The organism is Kitasatospora sp. NPDC018058 (assembly GCF_044327205.1).
Taxonomy (GTDB): domain Bacteria; phylum Actinomycetota; class Actinomycetes; order Streptomycetales; family Streptomycetaceae; genus Kitasatospora.
In genome coordinates this window covers 265,476-284,101 of record NZ_JBIRFA010000001.1, presented here as the reverse complement: position 1 = coordinate 284,101, position 18,626 = coordinate 265,476, and the positions used below count along the sequence as shown (strand labels likewise).

Sequence of the window (18,626 nt, the reverse complement as noted above, 5' to 3'; positions counted from 1 at the left end):
AACCGTAACCGGAGCGGCGGACAAGCCCTCATTCCACGAGCTGCGCACCGTCGCGCTGGGCGGAGCAGCTGCGGCGGAAGGTGCAGCGGTCGCAACCGCCGCCGGTCTGCGGCACGAAGCGCTCGGCGAGGACCTTGCCGGCGGCCTCGGCGAGCAGGCTCTCGATCCACGGCTGGCCCTCGGGCGGCTCCTGGCGCTGCACCTTGGGGGCGTCCGGGGCGGCCTTGGCGGCGGGTTCGCGCAGGTGGACGAGTTCGGCGCCGCCGGTGGCCGGGGGGCGGGCGGTGAAGCCGGGCAGGTCGTTGAGGGCGCCGGCCCGCACGGCGAGCTGGTAGACGGCGAGCTGCTTGTGGTCGGGCAGCGACTTGTCGGTGGGTATCTGCTTGCCGGTCTTGAAGTCGACCACGTAGGCGCGTCCGGCCCGGTCCTTCTCGACCCGGTCCATGGAGCCGCGGATGCGCACCGAGACGCCGCCGACGTCGAGGGTGACGTCGAAGCCGTGCTCGGTGGCGACGACGTCCCGGCCGCGTTCCAGGACGTGCCAGTTGAGGAAGCGCTCCAGGGCGGCGCGGGCCTCGGTCTTCTCCTGCTGGGACTTCCAGGGGGCGTCGAAGGCGAGCGCGTCCCAGACGGTGTCCAGGCGGGCCATGAGGACGGCGAGGTCGGCGGGGGTGCGGCCGGAGCCGACCTCGTCGGCGAGGGCGTGCACCACGTTGCCGAAGCCCTGGGCGGCGGAGCCGACGCCCCTGGCCTTGACCTCCTTGTCGAGGAACCACTGCAGCGAGCAGTTCTCCAGTTGTTCCAGGCCGCTGCCGGAGAGCCGTACCGGCAGGTCGGCCCTGCGCAGCGGTTCGGGGGCGGTGGTGGCGTCGTCCAGGCCCCACCAGCGGTCGGGGTGGGCGGCGGGCACCAGCGGCAGGCCCTCCTCGTCGGTGGCGGCGGCGAGGGTGGCGAGGCGTTCGGTGGCGGCGCGGCGCAGTTCGGGCGAGCGGGTGGGGTCGACGGTGACGGCGCGCAGTTCGGCGACCAGGGCGGCGACCGACAGCGGGCGGCGCGGACGGTGGGTGACGTCCTCGACGGTGACCGGCGGGGTGCGGCGCAGCACCTTTCCGGTGCGCGGGTCGACGTCCTCGCGGTAGAGCTCGCGCAGGAAGCGGGAGGGTTCGTCACCGTCGTCGGCGGGTGCCTTGACGGCGGTGACGATCAGCCGTTCCTTGGCGCGGGTGGCGGCGACGTAGAAGAGGCGGCGTTCCTCGCCGAGCAGGGCGGCCGGGGAGAGCGGTTCGGCGAGGCCGTCGCGGCCGATCCGGTCGGCCTCCAGCAGGGAGCCGCGGCGGCGCAGGTCGGGCCAGAGGCCGTCCTGGACGCCGGCGACGACGACCAGGCGCCATTCCAGGCCCTTGGCGCGGTGGGCGGTCATCAGCCGTACCGCCTCGGGGCGCACGGCCCGGACGGTGAGGGTGTCGGCGGCGATGTCCTGGGCTTCGAGTTCGGCGAGCAGGTCGAGGGCGCTGCGGTGGCCGGTGACCTGTTCCTCGGCGCGGGCGGCGGTCTCGAACAGGGCACACAGGGCGTCGAGGTCGCGGTCGGCGTTGCGACCGGCGGCGCCGCCGCGCAGGGCGGCGCGTTCCAGGCGTTCGCGCCAGCGGCGGCTGCCGTCCCACAGTTCCCACAGCGCCTCTTCGGCGGTGCAGCCGCCGGCCAGCAGTTCGCGGACCTTGCGCAGCAGGGTGCCGAGGTCGCGGGCGCGGCGGGCGGTGGCGGGGTCGAGGGCGATCAGGCGCTCGGGTTCGGCGAGGGCCTCGCGGATCAGTTCGTCGGCCGGGCGGGGGGCGGCGGGGTCGCCGTCGGCGCGCAGGGCGGCGCGTTCCTCCTCGCGCAGGGCGCGGCCGAGACGCCGCAGATCGGAGCCGTCGAGGCCGCCGAGCGGGCCGGTGAGCAGGGCGTGGGCCAGTTCGGCGGTGAGCGGCTCGGGGGTGTCCGGTTCAGCGGTGTCCGGTTCGGCGGTGTCCGGGTCGCCGTGCTTGTCGCGGGCGGCGGGCTGTGTGGCCTGTCGGGCGCAGACCCGCAGGGCGAGCAGCAGCTGGGCGACCGCGGGCTCCTCGCGCAGCGGCAGGTCGTCGCCGTCGATCTCCAGCGGGACACCGGCCGCGCCGAGCGCCCGCCGCACGCCGGGGATGGAACGGGCGCCGGCCCGGACGAGCACGGCCATCTCGCCCCAGGGCACGCCGTCCTCCAGGTGGGCGCGGCGCAGCAGGTCGGCGATCGAGTCGAGCTCGGCGCCGGGGGTGGGGTAGGTGTAGACGTCGACCCGGCCGCCCTCGCGGGAGGGCAGCAGGGCGCGGTGCTGGGCGAGTTTGTCGGCGGGCAGGCGGCCCATCGGCATCCGGCGGGTGATCTCGCGGGAGGCGGCGAGCAGGACGGCGCCGGAGCGGCGGGAGACGCGCAGCACCTTGACCTCGGCGGGGCTGCCGTCGGCGTGTCGGAAGGTCTGCGGGAAGTCGAGGATGCCGTTGATGTCGGCGCCGCGGAAGGCGTAGATCGACTGGTCGGGGTCGCCGACGGCGACGAGGTCGCGGCCACCGCCGGCGAGCTGGCGCAGCAGCCGGACCTGGGAGGGGTCGGTGTCCTGGTACTCGTCGACGAAGACGACGTCGTAGCGCCGGCGGAGGTCCTCGCCGACCGCGGGCCGTTCGGCGAGCAGGACGGCGCGGTGGACGAGTTCGGCGTAGTCGAGGACGCCGCGCAGGTCGAGGACGTCGAGGTAGTCGGCGAGGAAGTGGGCGGCGGCGGCCCAGTCGGGGCGCTGGACGCCCTGGGCGAAGCGTTCGAGTTCGGCTTCGCCGAGGCCGAGTTCGCGGCTGCGGGCGAGGACGGCGCGGACCTCGTCGGCGAAGCCGCGGGTGGTCAGGCAGGCACGCAGGTCGGGCGGCCACGGGATGCGGGTGCCCGCGGCGGAGCCTCCCCCAGCCTCCGGCCGGGGGTGCCCCCAGATCGACTCCGTGAGTTTGGCGTCCTCGGCGCCGCCGGCAAGCAGTTCGCGGACCATGACGTCCTGCTCGGGGCCGGAGAGCAGCCGCAGCGGTTCGGCGTAGTCCTGCGGGTCCTGGTGGGCGCGCAGCAGGGCGTAGCAGAAGGAGTGGAAGGTGGTGGCCTGGGGGGCGGCGGCGGTGCCGAGGCGGCCGGACATCCGGTCGCGCAGTTCCATCGCGGCCTTGCGGCTGAAGGTGAGGACGAGGATCTTCTCGGGGTCGGTGCCGTCCTGGACGCGCCGGGCGACCGCCTCGACCAGGGTGGTGGTCTTGCCCGTGCCCGGTCCGGCGAGGACGAGCAGCGGGCCGCCGGTGTGCTCGACCACGGCGCGCTGGTAGGCGTCCAGCGCGGGCGGGTCGGGCTGGACGAGCGGGCTGCGCACGAGCCGGTAGGGGGAACTCACGAACTGTCCTGGGGTTGCACAAGGGGGCGTGGCCGGGGCGGGCCCGTCGGGGGCCCGCCCGTATCGAGCCTACGATCCTGCCCCGTCATTCCCGTCCGCGCGGGGGTTTCCGCTAACCGGGCTCCCCGTCCCAGCGGGCCAGCTTGAGGTTGACCCGGGGCGGGTCGGCGAGTTCGCGCAGCGGGGTGCCCTCCTCGCTGTAGTGGGCGAGGGCGCGGTGTTCGTGCCCGGGCAGGAAGCGGCCGTCGGCGCGGATCACCCGCCACCAGGGCACCGAGCCGCCGTAGAGGGCCATCACCCGGCCGACCTGGCGGGGACCGCCCTGGCCGAGGTACTCGGCGACGTCCCCGTAGGTCATCACTCGGCCGGGTGGAATCCGCTCGGTCAGGTCGAGCACCAGTTCGGCGAAGGGCGGCAAGGAGTCCGGGAGGCCGTCGTCTGTTACGTCCGTCACCTGGGGCATTCTTCCTTACAGGGGCGCACGCGCGGCCCCGGATGAACGATCCGCCGCGCCCGATCCGCCCCCTGTCCAGCACAGGGGCGCGGGGCATGCCACCATCTTCGGGGCGGTGAGTGGTGATACGAGGACAAGACCAGATGACCGGGACGGCTGACGTGGGCGTGGACAGGGACTCCGACGAGTCCGGATCCGCCGTGCCCCCGGCGCCCGGCGGCGAGTCCGGAGGTGGGCCCGAGCACGGGCCGACGCCGGAAGTCTCCCTGATCAAGGACCTGACGATCAAGACCCCCGCACCGGAGAAGGCGCCCGAGCCGGCCGAGCGGCCCTCCGTGCCCGCGCCGTCGGCCCCACCCGTGCCGCCCTCCCCGCCCGCCCCGCAGACCGAGTACCACGACCCGCTGGAGGACGCCCCGCACCTGGACGTCGACGAGCCGCTGCTCGCCGCCCGCGCGCACCGCCCGTCCGACCTGATCCGCTTCCTGGCCGGCGTGTTCGGGATAGTCGCCGTCTTCGTGCTGGCCGGCATCGCCACCTCGACCACCACCGGCATCGAGCAGGACATCGCCACCAACGCACCGCACTTCTCCGTGGTGCTGTCCACCATTACCGGTCTGGTCTCCAGCGTCGCGGTGCTCGCCGTACCGCTGGCGTTCGCCGTCGAGCGGCTGATCAAACGCGACGGCCTGCGGGTCGCCGACGGCGTGCTCGCCTCGGTGCTGGCGTACGGCGTCTCGCTGGGCATCGACTGGTGGGTGGCCGAGGGCGCCTCCGAGCACATCCGGGAGGCGCTGACCCGGCTGCCGATGGACAGCAACGGCACCCTGACCGACCCGGTGCACGGCTACCTCGCCCCGGTGATCGCCTACATGACCGCCGTCGGCATGTCGAGCAGACCCCGCTGGCGGGTGGCCCTGTGGGTGGTGGTGGTCTTCAGCGGGGTCACCGAGCTGCTCGGCGGCTACACCACCCCGCTGTCGCTGCTGCTCACCGTGCTGATCGGCTGGTCCGTCGCCTACGGCACGCTGTACGCGATCGGCTCCCCCAACATCCGGCCCACCGGCCAGCACCTGATGATCGGGCTGCGCAAGGTCGGCTTCACCCCGGACGGCGCCCACCGCGCCCCGGACGCCCCCGGCGGCACCCGCCGCTACTACGTCACCCAGCAGGACGGCCCGCCGCTGGACGTCCACATCATCGACCGCGAGCAGCAGGCCTCCGGCTTCTTCTACCGGGCCTGGCGGCGGCTGCGGCTGCGCTCGGTGGCGGTGCGCCGCAGCCCCCAGTCGCTGCGCCAGGCGCTGGAGCAGGAGGCGCTGATCGCGTACGCGGCGGCCGCCTCGGGCGCCCGCGCGCCGCAGCTGGTCGCCACCTCCGAGCTGGGCCCGGACGCCGCGATCCTGGTGTACGAGAACGTCGAGGGCCGGACCCTGGACGAGCTCGCCGACGAGGAGATCACCGACGAGGTGATGGCCTCGCTGTGGCAGTCGGTGGCCGCCCTGCACGAGCGCCGGATCGCCCACCGTCGGCTCACCGGCGAGTCACTGCTGGTGGTGGACGGGAAGACGGCCTGCCTGGTCAACCTCTCCGGCGGCGACATCGCGGCCACCGACCTGACGCTGCGCATCGACGTCGCCCAGCTGGTGACCACCTTCGCGCTGCGGATCGGCCCCGAGCGGGCCGTCGCCACCGCCAACGCGGTGCTCGGCGCCGAACGGGTCGCCCAGGCGCTGCCGCTGCTCCAGCCGGTCGGGATGAGCCGCTCCACCCGGATCGACCTCGCCAAGCTGACCAAGGAGCGCAAGGCCGCCGCCCGGGCCAAGGCGCTGGAGCAGGTCGCGGCCGGCGAGCGCACCCAGCAGCAGGCCGAGGAGGACATCGCGGCGGCCGGCGAGGACCTGCTCAGCCGCATCCGCGGCCAGATCCTGCAGATCGCCCCCGAGGCGCCGATGGAGCCGGCCAAGCTGGAGCGGCTGAAGCCGAAGAGCCTGATCATGGTGATCGCGCTCACCTTCGCCGCCTACCTGGCGCTGACCACCATCAAGCCGGCCCAGCTCAAGCTCTCCCAGATGAACTGGGTCTGGGCGGCGGCGGCCCTGCTGGCGGCCGCGTTCAGCTACGTCGCCGCCGCGATGAGCCTGACCGGTTTCGTCCCCGAGCGGCTGCCGTTCCGGCGCACCGTCGCGGCGCAGCTGGCCGGCTCCTTCGTCAAGCTGGTCGCCCCCGCCGCGATCGGCGGCATCGCGCTCAACACCCGCTACCTGCAGAGGGCCGGCATCCGTCCCGGCCAGGCGGTCGCCTCGGTCGGCGCCTCCCAGCTGGCGGGCCTGGCCGGGCACCTGCTGCTGCTGTTCAGCTTCGGTCTGATCACCGGCAGCCAGACCAACGGCGACCTCTCCGCCTCCCGCGCGGTGATCATCGGCGTGCTGACCGCCGCCGTGCTCGCCCTGGTGGTGGCCGCCGTCGCGCCGCTGCGCCGCTTCGTGCTGGGCCGGCTGCGGTCGCTGTTCTTCGGCGTGGTGCCGCGGATGCTGGACCTGATGCAGACGCCCAGCAAGCTGCTCACCGGCTTCGGCGGCATCCTGCTGCTGACCCTCTCCTTCACCGCCTGCCTGGACTTCTCGGTGCAGGCCTTCGGCGGCGAGGTCAGCTTCTCGGCCGTCGCGGTGGTCTTCCTGACCGCCAACGCGGCCGGCTCGGCGATCCCCACCCCGGGCGGTATCGGCCCGGTCGAGGTCGCCCTGATCGGCGCCCTGACCGTCGCGGACGTGCCCCCTGCGGTGGCCACCCCGGCGGTCTTCCTCTACCGGGCGCTCACCTTCTGGCTGCCGGTGCTGCCGGGCTGGATCGCCTACAACGTGCTGCAGCGCAGGAACGCGCTCTGACGGCACGCGGGAACGCACGCACGCGAGAACGCACGAGGGAGGGCCCGCCGGAGTCGGCGGGCCCTCCCTCGTTTCGGCCCCTGGGGAGGCCGGCCCTCAGCAGACCGACCTCTCAGCAGACCGCTCTTCAGTAGACCGGCTTGTGCGGCTCGATCTGGTTCACCCAGCCGAGCACGCCGCCGCCCAGGTGGACGGCGTTGGCGAAGCCCGCGGCCTTGACCACGGCCAGCACCTCGGCCGAGCGCACGCCGGACTTGCAGTGCAGCACGATCTTCTTGTCCTGCGGCAGCTTCTCCAGCGCGTCGCCCATCAGGAACTCGTTCTTCGGGATCAGCACCGCGCCGGGGATGTTGACGATCTCGTACTCACCGGGCTCGCGGACGTCGATGAGGTAGATGTCCTCCTCCTCGTCCTGCCACTGCTTGAGCTGCTTCGAGGTGATGGTCGAACCGGCGGCGGCGGCCTGCGCCTCCTCCGACACGACGCCGCAGAAGGCCTCGTAGTCGATCAGCTCGGTGACCGTCGGGTTCTCACCGCAGACGGCGCAGTTCGGGTCCTTGCGGACCTTCACCTGGCGGTAGTTCATCTCCAGGGCGTCGTAGATCATCAGCCGGCCGACCAGCGGGTCACCGATTCCGGCCAGCAGCTTGATCGCCTCGTTGACCTGGATCGAGCCGATGGACGCGCACAGCACGCCCAGCACGCCGCCCTCGGCGCAGGAGGGGACCATGCCCGGCGGCGGGGCCTCCGGGTACAGGCAGCGGTAGCAGGGGCCGTGCTCGGCCCAGAACACGCTGGCCTGGCCGTCGAAGCGGTAGATCGAGCCCCACACGTACGGCTTGCCGAGCAGCACCGCGGCGTCGTTCACCAGGTAGCGGGTCGCGAAGTTGTCGGTGCCGTCCACGATCAGGTCGTAGCCGGAGAAGATCTCCATCACGTTGGAGTTGTCGAGGCGCTCCTCGTGCAGGATCACGTCGACGTAGGGGTTGATCTCCTTGACCGAGTCCCGCGCCGATTCCGCCTTGGAGCGGCCGATGTCGGCCTGGCCGTGGATGATCTGGCGCTGCAGGTTCGACTCGTCGACCACGTCGAACTCGACGATGCCCAGCGTGCCGACACCGGCCGCGGCCAGGTACATCAGCGCGGGCGAGCCCAGGCCACCGGCGCCGACGCACAGCACCTTGGCGTTCTTCAGCCGCTTCTGCCCGGCCATCCCGACGTCGGGGATGATCAGGTGGCGGGAGTACCTGCGGACCTCGTCAACGGTGAGCTCGTCGGCCGGCTCGACCAGGGGTGGCAACGACACGGGGACTCCGATGGGTGTCTTGTTCAGGTGGCCCAGGGCCGCCTCGGACGGGGTTGTTGCTCCGCCACTCAGGTGGCTCTCTAGGCCAACAGTGTCACGCCCCTCCGGTATTCCGAGACAGCCCGTCCGCTGGGCGAGACGGGCCGCGCCGGATCGTGGAACCGGCCGCAGGGCCGCTCCCGGCGCCCCGGACCCGGGATTCCGGGCCCGGGACACCCCCGGCCCGACCTCACACCCGGCAGGCCGTCTCCAGCCAGACGTCCCCCAGCGACTCCTCCAGCGGCACCTGCGTCCGCCATCCGAGACGGTCCCGGGCGGTGCGCACGTCCGCCTGCCGCCACGGCACCGGCTCGCCCTGGGCGGGCCGGCCCTCCGGCCGCTGGCCCTCCGTCCGGTGGCCCGGCAGATGCTGCCCTGACTGGTGATGATGGCCCGGCAGGTGGTCGCCGCCCTGCCCGGCGACCTGTGTGGGCAGCAGGACCTGCCGGTTCTCCTCGACGATCGCCCCCTCGAAGCCCGAGGCCCGCACCAGCAGCTGGGCCGCGTCCCGGGCCCGCACGGCGTGCCCGCTGCCGATGTTGACCACCCCGGTGGCGGCCGAGACCGCCGCCGCCTGGATCGCCCGCGCGACGTCCCGCACGTCCACGAAATCCCGGTATCCGGACAGGTCCGGCATCCGCACCTGGTTCTCGCCCCGCTCCAGCGCCCGGCGCAGCCCCTCGGCGAGCCGCCCGAACAGCGAGGCGGTCGGCGCCCCCGGCCCCACCACGTCGAACACCCGCAGCACCGCCGCGTCCAGCCCGGAGGCCAGCACCAGCTCCGTCCCGGCCAGCTTGGACACCCCGTACGGGCCGACCGGCCGCGGCTCGGCCTGCTCGGAGACCGGCACCCCGCCGGGCACCGGCCCGTACTCGGCGGCCGAGCCGACGTGCACCAGCCGGGCCGGCTCCCGACTGCGCCGGATCGCCTCGCAGACGGTCGCGACGGCCAGCGTGTTCGACCGGATCAGGGTGCGCGAGCTGCCGTAGGTGGCACCCGCGCAGTTGATCACCACCTGCGGCGCGACCGCGTCGAGGAAGCGGGCCAGCGCGCCCGGGCTCCCGGTGGTCAGGTCGAAGCGGATGTCGGCCGAGTCGCGCCGGCCGAGCACCGTCACCTGCAACTCCTGGTCCATCAGCAGACGATCGGTCACCCGGCGGCCGATGAAGCCGTCGGCGCCCAGCAGCAGCACCCTCATCGGGGGCGTCCTTCCACGAAGCGAGGTCGGGGACGACCTGGCGGACTGAGAACTACGAACGAACAGCGTTTTCAAGCGTCGAAGCGTCGAAGCGGCCAAGCATCGAAGCGGCAGGGCGTCGGGGCGTCAGCGGTGCGAGCCGGCCCGGCCGAGCCGCGCCCAGGCGTACGCCAGCAGCACCGCCGCGACCGTGCCGCCGCCCAGCAGGACGGCCGACGGGGTGGAGCCGCCCAGGGCGAGCGCCACCGCCGCCGCGGCGGGCCCGGCCAGCGCCCCCAGCGCCGCGGCCGTCGTCCGGCCGCAGCGCGCCAGCAGCGCGGGCAGCACCAGCAGCAGGCCCAGCACGCCCTGCGCCGCCCACTGCGCGGCACCGGCCCGCTCGGCGGCCAGGTGCAGCAGCCCGCCGCCGTGGCCGGGCCCGGGGCGCGGCGCCACCGCGGCGAGGACCGCCAGGGCGGCGTACGTCAGCACCGCGAGCACCGCCAGGTGCAGCGCGACCGCGACCGGCAGCACCGGCCGCATCCGGGCCCGGAACTCGGCCAGCGTGCGGGCCGCCCTGAGGTGGCCGCACCCGACCTGCCGGTACCAGCGGGCCGCCCGCTCGGCCGAGCCCGTCGACACCGCGGCGGCCAGCACCAGCGCGGCGGCCAGCGGCCGGTCCCCGCCCGGCGCGGCCAGCGGGAGCAACAGCAGCGCGGCCAGGCCCAGCCCGTACCCGAGCGCGGCGGGGCTCCGACGGGAGCCGGGGGACGGGGGCGGGGTCCGGACCGGCCCCAGGGCGTCGCAGGCCGGGCCACCCGGCGGCGGGCCGGCCTCGGCCGGGGCCGGGGCGGTCAGCGCCGGCAGCAGCACCAGGGGTACGGCGGCGGGCAGCAGCACCGGCCAGCGGGCGCCCAGCGCGACCACCCCGGCGCAGGGCGGCACGGCCAGCGCGGCGGCGGTCAGCGCCGCCCGGACCCCGGCCCCGCGCGGCCCGGGCCGGGCCGGCTCCGGCGCGGTGGGCGGGCGGCGGGGCACCCGGGCGTACAGCTCCTCGGCCAGCGAGAACAGGTCGGCGTGCCGGCAGCGCGCGGCGGCGTCCGGGCCGAGCCCGGCGTCCTCCAGCCCGGCGGCGATCTCCAGCGGGTCGACGGCGCGCTCGCACAGTTCCCGGTGCTCGGCCATCACTTCACGCACCGGGTCGACAGCCGCGCCGCCGGACATCAGACGGCCTCCACGAGTTCTTCGGCGCGGTCCTGCCCGCCGGGGTCGTCGCCCCCGTCCTCCGGGGCGTCGGCCCGACCCCCGCGCGGGCCGTCGGTGAGCCAGTACTCGGCGGGGCGGGCGAACGGACGCGGCGCCCGGCCGCCCTCGCCGCCGCCGGGGAAGGCCGGGTACTGCGAGACCAGCTCCAGGTAGACCTCCCGGAAGGCGCCGATCACCGGCTCCACGGCGAAGCGTTCCTGCGCGCGCAGCCGCCCGGCCAGCCCCAGCCGGGCCCGCCGCTCCTCGTCGCGCAGCAGCGCCAGGCAGGCCCCGGCCAGGGCGTGCGGATCACGGGCGGGCACCAGCAGCCCGGTCGGGCCGACCACCTCGCGGGCCACCCCGACATCGGTGGACACCACCGCCCGGCCGCTCAGCATGGCGTCCGCGAGCAGCCGGGGGCTGCGCTGGGAGAGTGCCGAGAAGACGGCCACCGTGCCGCCCTCCCAGGCCTCGGCGAGCGAGCCGGGGCGCCCGGCGAAGTCCACCGCCGTGGTGATCCCCAGCCGCTCGGCGACCGCCGCGCAGTGCGCCCGGTAGCCGGGGGCCGTCTCCTCGCCGTGCACCACCAGGCGCGCCCCGGGCAGTTCGGCGCGGACCCGGGCGAAGGCGTGCAGCATCAGTTCGGTGTCGCGCCCCGGCTCCAGCGCGCCCGCCCACACCAGGGTCGGCCGCTCGGGCTCCGGGCCGGCCGCCGGGCGGTCCACGGCCGGGGTGCCCTCGTACACCACCCGGGTGCGCGCCGGGTCGGCCCCGCAGCGGCGCTGCCACTGCTGGTCGTGGGCGCTGCCCGGGGTGAGTATCGCCGCCTGCCGGTAGGTCTCCTCGGTGAGCGCCCGGAAGAAGGACAGCAACAGGGCGCGCACCGGCGTGGGGGTACCCCCGGCCGAAGGCTGGGGAAGGTACGGCGCCTCGCGGTAGCCGAGGTACTGCTCGCGCAGGTGGAGGCCGTGCTCGGTGACCACGAACGGCACCCCGTGCAGGTGCCGGGCCACCAGGGCGGGCAGCGCGGCCGGGCCGCCACCGACCACGTGGCACAGGTCGGCGCCGCCCAGGCCCCCGGGGCCGGTGCCGTACCAGGGCGCGGACAGCGGCCGCAGGCACTGCTCCAGCAGGTCGGCGGCGACCAGCACGTCGCGGACCAGCGGCTGGCCGGCCGAGGTGTCCGCGCCGGGCAGCCGCCAGGTCCGCTCCAGGACCCGCCGGGCGTGCGCGGAGGCCAGGAAGGCGGCCAGGGTGCCGTCCTCCCGGGCCAGCGCGGCCAGCCGGTGGAGCCCGGCACCGAAACCGGCCCGCTGCCCCGGCAGCACCAGTGCCCGCACCAGCTCCTCGTACGCTCTGGCGTACTGGCGTCTGCGCAGCGCGCCCGGCGCCCGGCCGCCCGGCCTGCGCCCCCACAGGGCCAGGTCGCGCGCCCCGCGCCAGGCGGGCGAGAGCCGCTCGGCGGCGCCGAACCCCTCGGGGCCGGTCAGCAGGTACAGCTCGAACTCGTGCTCCGGCAGGCCCTCGGCCAGCCGGTCGCACCAGGCTCCGGCACCACGCCGGGGATGCGGACGGGCACCCTCGGTGAGCAGGGCGACGCGCACGGAAGACCTCCTTCTGCCTCGGAGAGGGGCGGTGACGGCAGCCCTCGGTCAGGGCCGGCTGTCCCCTCGCACCCCTTGGACGCCCCTGAGCAGGGGCCACGGGAGCCGCGGGGCCGTACGCCGGGACCCTTGCCCGGGCCGCCCGCCGTGTGCTCCCGGCGTCAGCGGCCCTCCCCCACACCTGTTCGGTCCGGCAGCAGAAAGGTAGGACCGGCCCGGGGCGATCCATCGGTCACATGCCTGGCTGCCACCTGAACGAGTGAACCGCCGTGACCTCGCCCGAACCGGGCCGTTACCGGGCGCTATTCGGGTGCCCGCTCCGAGGACACCGCCCGGCCGCTCAGCGGCCGGTCCCCGCGATCAGCTCGCGGACGGCGCGGGCGACCGCGTCGGGGTGCTCCATCATCGCCACGTGCCCGGACTCCGGCAGCACCAGCAACCGGGAGTCCGCGAAGACCGCGCTCGCGCGCCGGGCCGAGCGGTAGGCGACCAGCTTGTCGCGCAGCCCGTACACCAGCAGCACCGGCGCCTCGACCTGCTCGGCCTGCCGCCACAGCGCCTGGTCGCCGCGCTCGGTGTACGCCGAGACGATGCCGCGGGCCGAGCCGATCAGCGCCTGCATCGCGTGCGGCACCTCCAGCCGGCGCCGGTACTCGGCCACCGCCTCGGCCCGGGTGGCCGGGCTCAGGCCGGCCGGGTCGCCGTACACCAGCCGCAGGAGGTCCTCGGTGGCCGCCTCGACGTCGCGCCGGCCCGCGGGCAGTCGGCGCAGCAGCGCGGGCACCCCGGGCAGGGCGAGCAGGCCGGTGGGCCAGGCGGAGCGCTGCGGGGGCAGTTCGGGCAGGGCGGGCGAGACCAGGGTGAGGCTGCGGACCAGGTCGGGGCGCAGCGCGGCGAGCCGGACGGCGACGGCGCCGCCGAGCGAGTTGCCGAACAGGTGGACCGGTCCGCGGCCGGAGGCCTCCAGGTAGCCGATGACGGCGCGGACGTGGCCGGAGAGGCTGAGGTTGCCGTCGGTGGGCGGGTTGGAGCGGCCGAAGCCGGGCAGGTCGACGGCCTCGCCGTCGACGAGGCCGGACAGGCGGTCCATGAGGGCGGTCCAGTTGGCGGCCGAGCCGCCCAGGCCGTGCACGAAGAGCCCGGGCTCGCGCCCGTCGGCGACCGCTTCCTCGGCCGGGCGGTGCACCGCGAGCACCGCGCCGGGAACCTCGACCGTACGTACCTGCTGCTCAGCGCTGCTCATGGTGGACGATGGTAGTGAGCCCCGGCCGGGGGCGACGGGAGGGTGGTCCGGCCGTTCCCTCCCTTGTCGTACCACTGCCGACGCCGAGGTCAGCGCCGTATTGTGGGCTCCTGACAAGTAGGCCGAGCTGCTTTTCTCGCCTTCGCCGAACGCGGGAGCGGTTACCGAAAAGTAGAATCGACCCTCTCGCCAGCCCCGAACAACCCCGAAGTGAGGAGCGCCGTGACGGCCATCCAGGAGGCGCAGGAGCGCCCGCGCGGTGCCCGCCTGCCGCGAAGCGCCCGCCGTGAACAACTGCTCGGTGCCGCCCAGGAGGTGTTCGTCGCGCAGGGTTACCACGCGGCCGCCATGGACGACATCGCCGACCGCGCCGGGGTCAGCAAGCCGGTGCTCTACCAGCACTTCCCCGGGAAGCTGGAGCTGTACCTGGCGCTGCTGGACAAGCACTGCGACGCCCTGGTCGAGTCGACCCGCGAGGCGCTGGGGACGACGACCGACAACAAGCTGCGGGTGGCCGCGACGATGGAGGCGTACTTCAACTACGTCTCCAGCGAGTCGGGCGCGTTCCGGCTGGTCTTCGAGTCGGACCTGACCAATGAGCCGGCCGTGCGCGAGCGGGTCGAGCGGGCCTCCGAGGCGAGCGCGACGCTGGTGAGCCAGGTGATCCAGGAGGACACCGACCTGCCGGAGTCGGAGTCCAAGCTGCTGGCCGCCGGGGTCTGCGGTCTGGCGCAGATCACCGCCCGGTACTGGCTGTCGCAGGGTCTGGAGATCCCGCGCGACGAGGCGGTTCGACTGGTCGCCAGCCTGGCCTGGCGCGGGCTGAAGGGCTTCCCGATGCACCCGGGCGAGCAGGCCGGGGAGGCCTCCGCGCAGCGGTGACGATCCGCTGACCTTCGCCTGGACGGTGATCCGGTGCTCTATGGTGAAGCCGTACGGCGCGGTCGCCGCGAACGCCTGTTCCAGGTGGTCCGGTGCCCGCGCGTGGAGGCTGCAACCCCGGAGGGACGGAAGCCGTGGAGGTCAAGATCGGCGTGCAGAACGCGCCGCGCGAGATCGTGATCGAGAGCTCGCAGACTGCCGATGAGGTCGAGAGCGCGGTCGCGAAGGCGCTGGAGGGCTCCACGAAGCTCTTCTCGCTGACCGACGAGCACGGCCGTCGCGTCATCGTCCCGGCCGAGCGCCTGGCGTACGTGGAGATCGGCGAGCAGGCCGCCCGCAAGGTCGGCTTCGGCACCCTCTGAGGCGCCGCCCGAACAGCTCGTTCCGGTGCCCCGTTCCCCTCAGGGAGCGGGGCACCGCTGCGTGTACGGCCGGGTGGGCCTGGGTACGGCGACAAGTGCGGCGCCGGTGCCGCACGCCCGTCCCCCGGGAGGCTGCCTTGCTGGTCGAGTCGATCCTCTTCGTCCTGGTCGGCCTGGTCGCGGGTGCGGCCGCCCTGGTGGGCCTGCCCCGGTACTTCCGGGCACCGCGCCCGCTGGTCGTGGGCACGGCGCTGGCGGCGGCGCCGCTCGGCGGGGCGGTCGCGCACTTCTGCCTGGACGGGCGCTACCCGGTGGTCGCGGTGGCGTTCTCGGCGCTGACCGCGGGGGTGATCACCTCGCTGCTGGCCCGGCCGGACCTGGCCGCCGGCCGGGCGCCGGCGCACCGGCACCACCCGCACCGGGCCGGTGCCCACCGCGCGCCGCGGCGGCACCGGCCTGCCTGACGGTCGTCAGGAGGCGAGGCCGAGGGCGGCCATCCGCTTGGTGTGGGCCTCGGTGATCCGGTTGAACATCTTGCCGACCTCGACCAGGTCGAACCCCTGCACCTGGACGCCGCCGACCAGCAGGTTGGACAGCGCGTCGCGCTCGGCGACCACCCGCTGGGCCTGGCTGAGCGCCTCGCCCATCAGGCGCCGGCCCCACAGGGCGAGCCGTCCGCCGGCCCGCGGGTCGGCCTCGATGGCCTGGCGGACCTTGTCGACGGCGAACTGGGCCTGGCCGGTGTCGGACATGACGCCGAGGACCAGGTCGCGGGTGTCGTCGTCCAGCCGGACGGCCACCTCGCGGTAGAAGTCGGTCGCGATGGCGTCGCCGACATAGGCCTTGACCAGGCCCTCCAGCCAGTCCGAGGGCGCGGTCATCCGGTGGAACAGCTCCAGTGGCTCGACGAAGGGGCGCATGGCCTCCTGCGGGTCGGCACCGATCTCGGCGAGCCGGTCGTGCAGCCGCTGGTAGTGCTGGAACTCGGCGGAGGCCATCCGGGCCAGCGCCGCCTTGTCGGCGAGGCCCGGCGCCAGCTTGGCGTCCTCGGCGAGCCGCTCGAAGGCGCTCAGCTCCCCGTACGCGAGCGCGCCGAGCAGATCCAGCACCGCCGCGCGGTAGGCCGGCTCGGCCGAGCACGTGGCCCAGTCGCCGATCGAGCCGGCCGCGCCGTTCTGCGTCTCACCATGGGTCTCCATGACCTGCCACCTTAGTCCCGCCCGGGCCGGAGCCCCACCACCCGGCGCACCCGGGTGACCGCCCGGAGTGCCCGGTCACGGGCCGGTCGACCGGGGCAATGTCATCCGCGTCACGTGTTCGAGTCGTCGCCTGACTGTATGGTGGTACGGAGCCCCGTCGTGCTCGCACGGTGTCACCGCCGTCTCGGTGGCCCGCGCAAGCCCGCTCCGTAGCGGCACCGTCCCCTCGGACGTGTCCGCACCGGAGGCACGGGTACTCACGTACGCGGATGCCCGGTCGGAGAGCCGATCGGCTCCGACCATGGCTTGGACTTCAAGCCCTGGCACCGCATCAGTGGCCGAGCGAGGGCCGCCGAGACCGCGCCCCCCTGGCGCAGGTCCCGCGCAGGTCCCTCACGGGAATCCTCCCCGACGCCGCCGGCGACGCGCCCCGCACCGGGCCGCGCGCACCGGCCGGCCGCAGGGACCGGCACGGTTGTGCGTCCGCGCAGCTGCATTCGGGGCCGCCCAGGCCCGTACGCAGCCGCGCGGTCGCCCGCCCGCCGCTCGCTCTCGGCCCCTCCGAAAACGGAAGAGGCAGCACCCTGTCCACCACCGCTGAACCCATCAAGACGACGTTCCGGGAACTGGGGATCCTCCCGGAGACCGCCGAGGCACTCGAGTCCGTCGGCATCGTCCATCCCTTCCCGATCCAGGAGATGACCCTCCCGGTCGCGCTGACCGGCCATGACGTCATCGGCCAGGCCAAGACCGGCACCGGCAAGACCCTCGGCTTCGGCCTCCCGCTGATCGAGCGGGTCGTCGTGCGCGCCGACGTGGACGCCGGCCGGGCCACCGAGGAGCAGCTCTCCGACTTCCCGCAGGCGCTGATCGTCGTCCCGACGCGTGAGCTCTGCACCCAGGTCACCAACGACCTGCAGACCGCCGGCAAGGTCCGCAACGTGCGGGTCCTGGCCGTCTACGGCGGCCGGGCGTACGAGCCGCAGGTCGAGGCGCTCACCAAGGGCGTCGACATCGTGGTCGGTACCCCGGGCCGCCTGCTGGACCTGGCCGGGCAGAAGAAGCTGAACCTGTCCAAGGTCCGCGCGCTGGTCCTGGACGAGGCCGACGAGATGCTCGACCTCGGCTTCCTGCCGGACGTCGAGAAGATCATCACCATGCTGCCGGCCAAGCGGCAGACCCTGCTGTTCTCGGCCACCATGCCGGGCCAGGTGATCAGCCTCGCCCGCCGGTACATGAGCCAGCCGACCCACATCCGGGCCACCGCCCCGGACGACACCGGCTCGACCGTCGCCAACATCGAGCAGCACATCTTCCGTGCGCACTCGCTGGACAAGGTCGAGATGGTCTCGCGCATCCTGCAGGCCGAGGGCCGCGGGCTGGCGATGATCTTCTGCCGTACCAAGCGCACCGCCGCCGACGTGTCCGACCAGCTGACCCAGCGCGGCTTCGCGGCCGGCGCCGTCCACGGCGACCTCGGCCAGGGCGCCCGCGAGCAGGCGCTGCGGGCCTTCCGCAACGGCAAGGTCGACGTGCTGGTCTGCACCGACGTCGCGGCCCGCGGCATCGACGTCGAGGGCGTCACGCACGTCATCAACTACCAGTGCCCCGAGGACGAGAAGACCTACCTGCACCGGATCGGCCGCACCGGCCGGGCCGGCGCCTCCGGTACGGCCGTCACCCTGGTCGACTGGGACGACATCCCGCGCTGGCAGCTGATCAACAAGGCGCTGGACCTGCCGTTCAACGAGCCGGAGGAGACGTACTCCACCTCGCCGCACCTGTACGAGCTGCTGAAGATCGCGCCGGGCACCAAGGGTGTCCTGCCGCGTTCGGAGCGCACCCGGGCCGGTCTCGGCGCGGAGGAGATCGAGGACCTCGGCGAGACCGGCGGTCGGAACTCCCGCGCCGGTCGCGGCCGCGGCGGGCGGAACGGCTCGGGCCGTGCCGCCGTCGAGACCCCGGTCGAGGAGAAGCCGCGCCGTACCCGTGAGCGCCGCCGCACCCGCCGCGGCGCGGCGGTCGGCGCCGAGGGCGAGGTCGCTGCCGCCGCCACTGCCGTGACCGAGGCGGCTCCGGCCGTCGAGGGCGAGGCCGCGCCGCGTCGTCGTCGCCGCCGTTCGCGCGGTGCTGCCGCTGCGGTCGAGGCCGCCGCGGTGGCGACCGAGGCCGTGGTCGAGGCTGCTCCGGTGGTCGAGGCCGCCGTGGCCGTCGCCGAGACGGTGGCCGAGGAGAAGCCGCGCCGCACCCGGACCCGCAAGCCCAAGGCGGAGGCCGTCGAGGCCGCCACCGAGGCGCCGGTCGAGGCCCCGGCCGAGGAGAAGCCCGCCACCCGGACCCGGACCCGCAAGCCCAAGGCGGAGGCCGTCGAGGCCGCCGCCGAGGCGCCGGTCGAGGCCCCGGCCGAGGAGAAGCCCGCCACCCGGACCCGGACCCGCAAGCCCAAGGCGGAGGCCGTCGAGGCCGCCACCGAGGCGCCGGTCGAGGCCCCGGCGGAGAAGAAGCCCGCCACCCGGACCCGGACCCGCAAGCCCAAGGCGGAGGCCGTCGAGGCCGCCGCCGAGGCGCCGGTCGAGGCCCCGGCCGAGGAGAAGCCCGCCACCCGGACCCGGACCCGCAAGCCCAAGGCCGTCGCGGAGACCGCCCCGGAGGCGCCGGCCGCCGAGGCCGCCGAGGTTCCGGCCCCGCGTAAGCGCACCCGCACCCGCAAGGCCGCGGCCACCCCCGAACCCGCCGTGGAGAGCTGACAGCCACAGCCCCGGAGGGGGGCGGGCCGGGCCGCGATGGCCCG

The 18,626-nt window shown here is 74.7% G+C and carries 13 protein-coding genes; 5 read left to right on the top strand and 8 right to left on the bottom strand.

Annotation, left to right across the window (positions count from 1 at the left end):
* Positions 1–28 precede the first annotated feature (28 nt).
* The gene (locus ACH4E7_RS01280; RefSeq protein ID WP_396246926.1) at positions 29–3,436 is read right to left on the bottom strand and encodes an ATP-dependent helicase; all 3,408 of its coding nucleotides are present in this window, start codon (positions 3,434–3,436) and stop codon (positions 29–31) included.
* Positions 3,437–3,548: 112 nt separating this feature from the next.
* The gene (locus ACH4E7_RS01275) at positions 3,549–3,899 is read right to left on the bottom strand and encodes an MGMT family protein (protein ID WP_396246925.1); all 351 of its coding nucleotides are present in this window, start codon (positions 3,897–3,899) and stop codon (positions 3,549–3,551) included.
* 134 nt (positions 3,900–4,033) lie between these two features.
* On the opposite strand from ACH4E7_RS01275, the gene ACH4E7_RS01270 reads away from it, so the two are divergent.
* Entirely contained in the window at positions 4,034–6,778 is a 2,745-nt protein-coding gene (locus tag ACH4E7_RS01270; RefSeq protein ID WP_396246924.1) for a flippase-like domain-containing protein, read from the top strand.
* A 127-nt stretch (positions 6,779–6,905) separates the two neighbouring features.
* Here ACH4E7_RS01270 and moeZ read toward each other — a convergent pair whose 3' ends face one another.
* The 5 genes from moeZ to ACH4E7_RS01245 form a co-directional block, all read right to left on the bottom strand.
* On the bottom strand, positions 6,906–8,084 hold the full coding sequence (gene moeZ, locus ACH4E7_RS01265; protein ID WP_355672488.1) for an adenylyltransferase/sulfurtransferase MoeZ: 1,179 nt from the start codon (positions 8,082–8,084) through the stop codon (positions 6,906–6,908).
* 229 nt (positions 8,085–8,313) lie between these two features.
* A complete protein-coding gene (locus tag ACH4E7_RS01260; RefSeq protein WP_396246923.1) occupies positions 8,314–9,321 on the bottom strand; it encodes an NAD-dependent epimerase/dehydratase family protein in 1,008 nt (335 codons plus the stop codon).
* A gap of 126 nt (positions 9,322–9,447) precedes the next feature.
* A complete protein-coding gene (locus ACH4E7_RS01255) occupies positions 9,448–10,524 on the bottom strand; it encodes a hypothetical protein (protein ID WP_396246922.1) in 1,077 nt (358 codons plus the stop codon).
* Positions 10,524–12,149 carry a DUF3492 domain-containing protein gene (locus tag ACH4E7_RS01250; RefSeq protein ID WP_396246921.1) on the bottom strand — a complete coding sequence of 542 codons (1,626 nt, stop codon included), beginning with the start codon at positions 12,147–12,149 and terminating at the stop codon, positions 10,524–10,526. The genes ACH4E7_RS01255 and ACH4E7_RS01250 overlap by 1 nt, the downstream gene beginning before the upstream one ends.
* A gap of 340 nt (positions 12,150–12,489) precedes the next feature.
* Positions 12,490–13,392, bottom strand: a complete 903-nt coding sequence (locus ACH4E7_RS01245; RefSeq protein WP_396246920.1) for an alpha/beta fold hydrolase — start codon at positions 13,390–13,392, stop codon at positions 12,490–12,492.
* A 222-nt stretch (positions 13,393–13,614) separates the two neighbouring features.
* Here ACH4E7_RS01245 and ACH4E7_RS01240 point away from each other — a divergent pair, with 222 nt between their 5' ends.
* The 3 genes from ACH4E7_RS01240 (at position 13,615) to ACH4E7_RS01230 (ending at position 15,100) form a co-directional block, all read left to right on the top strand.
* Positions 13,615–14,274: a TetR/AcrR family transcriptional regulator gene (locus tag ACH4E7_RS01240; RefSeq protein ID WP_355672493.1), complete on the top strand. Its 660-nt coding sequence runs from the start codon at positions 13,615–13,617 to the stop codon at positions 14,272–14,274.
* A gap of 134 nt (positions 14,275–14,408) precedes the next feature.
* Complete coding sequence (locus tag ACH4E7_RS01235) at positions 14,409–14,636, top strand: DUF3107 domain-containing protein (protein WP_270144341.1); 228 nt, start codon at positions 14,409–14,411, stop codon at positions 14,634–14,636.
* A 137-nt stretch (positions 14,637–14,773) separates the two neighbouring features.
* Positions 14,774–15,100, top strand: a complete 327-nt coding sequence (locus ACH4E7_RS01230) for a hypothetical protein (protein ID WP_396246919.1) — start codon at positions 14,774–14,776, stop codon at positions 15,098–15,100.
* Between the two features lie 6 nt (positions 15,101–15,106).
* Here the strand turns inward: ACH4E7_RS01230 and ACH4E7_RS01225 are convergent, their stop codons facing one another.
* A complete protein-coding gene (locus ACH4E7_RS01225; RefSeq protein ID WP_396246918.1) occupies positions 15,107–15,835 on the bottom strand; it encodes a ferritin-like fold-containing protein in 729 nt (242 codons plus the stop codon).
* Between the two features lie 698 nt (positions 15,836–16,533).
* Between ACH4E7_RS01225 and ACH4E7_RS01220 the strand changes: the two genes are divergently transcribed.
* Positions 16,534–18,582, top strand: coding sequence for a DEAD/DEAH box helicase (locus tag ACH4E7_RS01220; RefSeq protein WP_396246917.1), 2,049 nt, complete (start codon positions 16,534–16,536; stop codon positions 18,580–18,582).
* Positions 18,583–18,626: the final 44 nt, after the last annotated feature.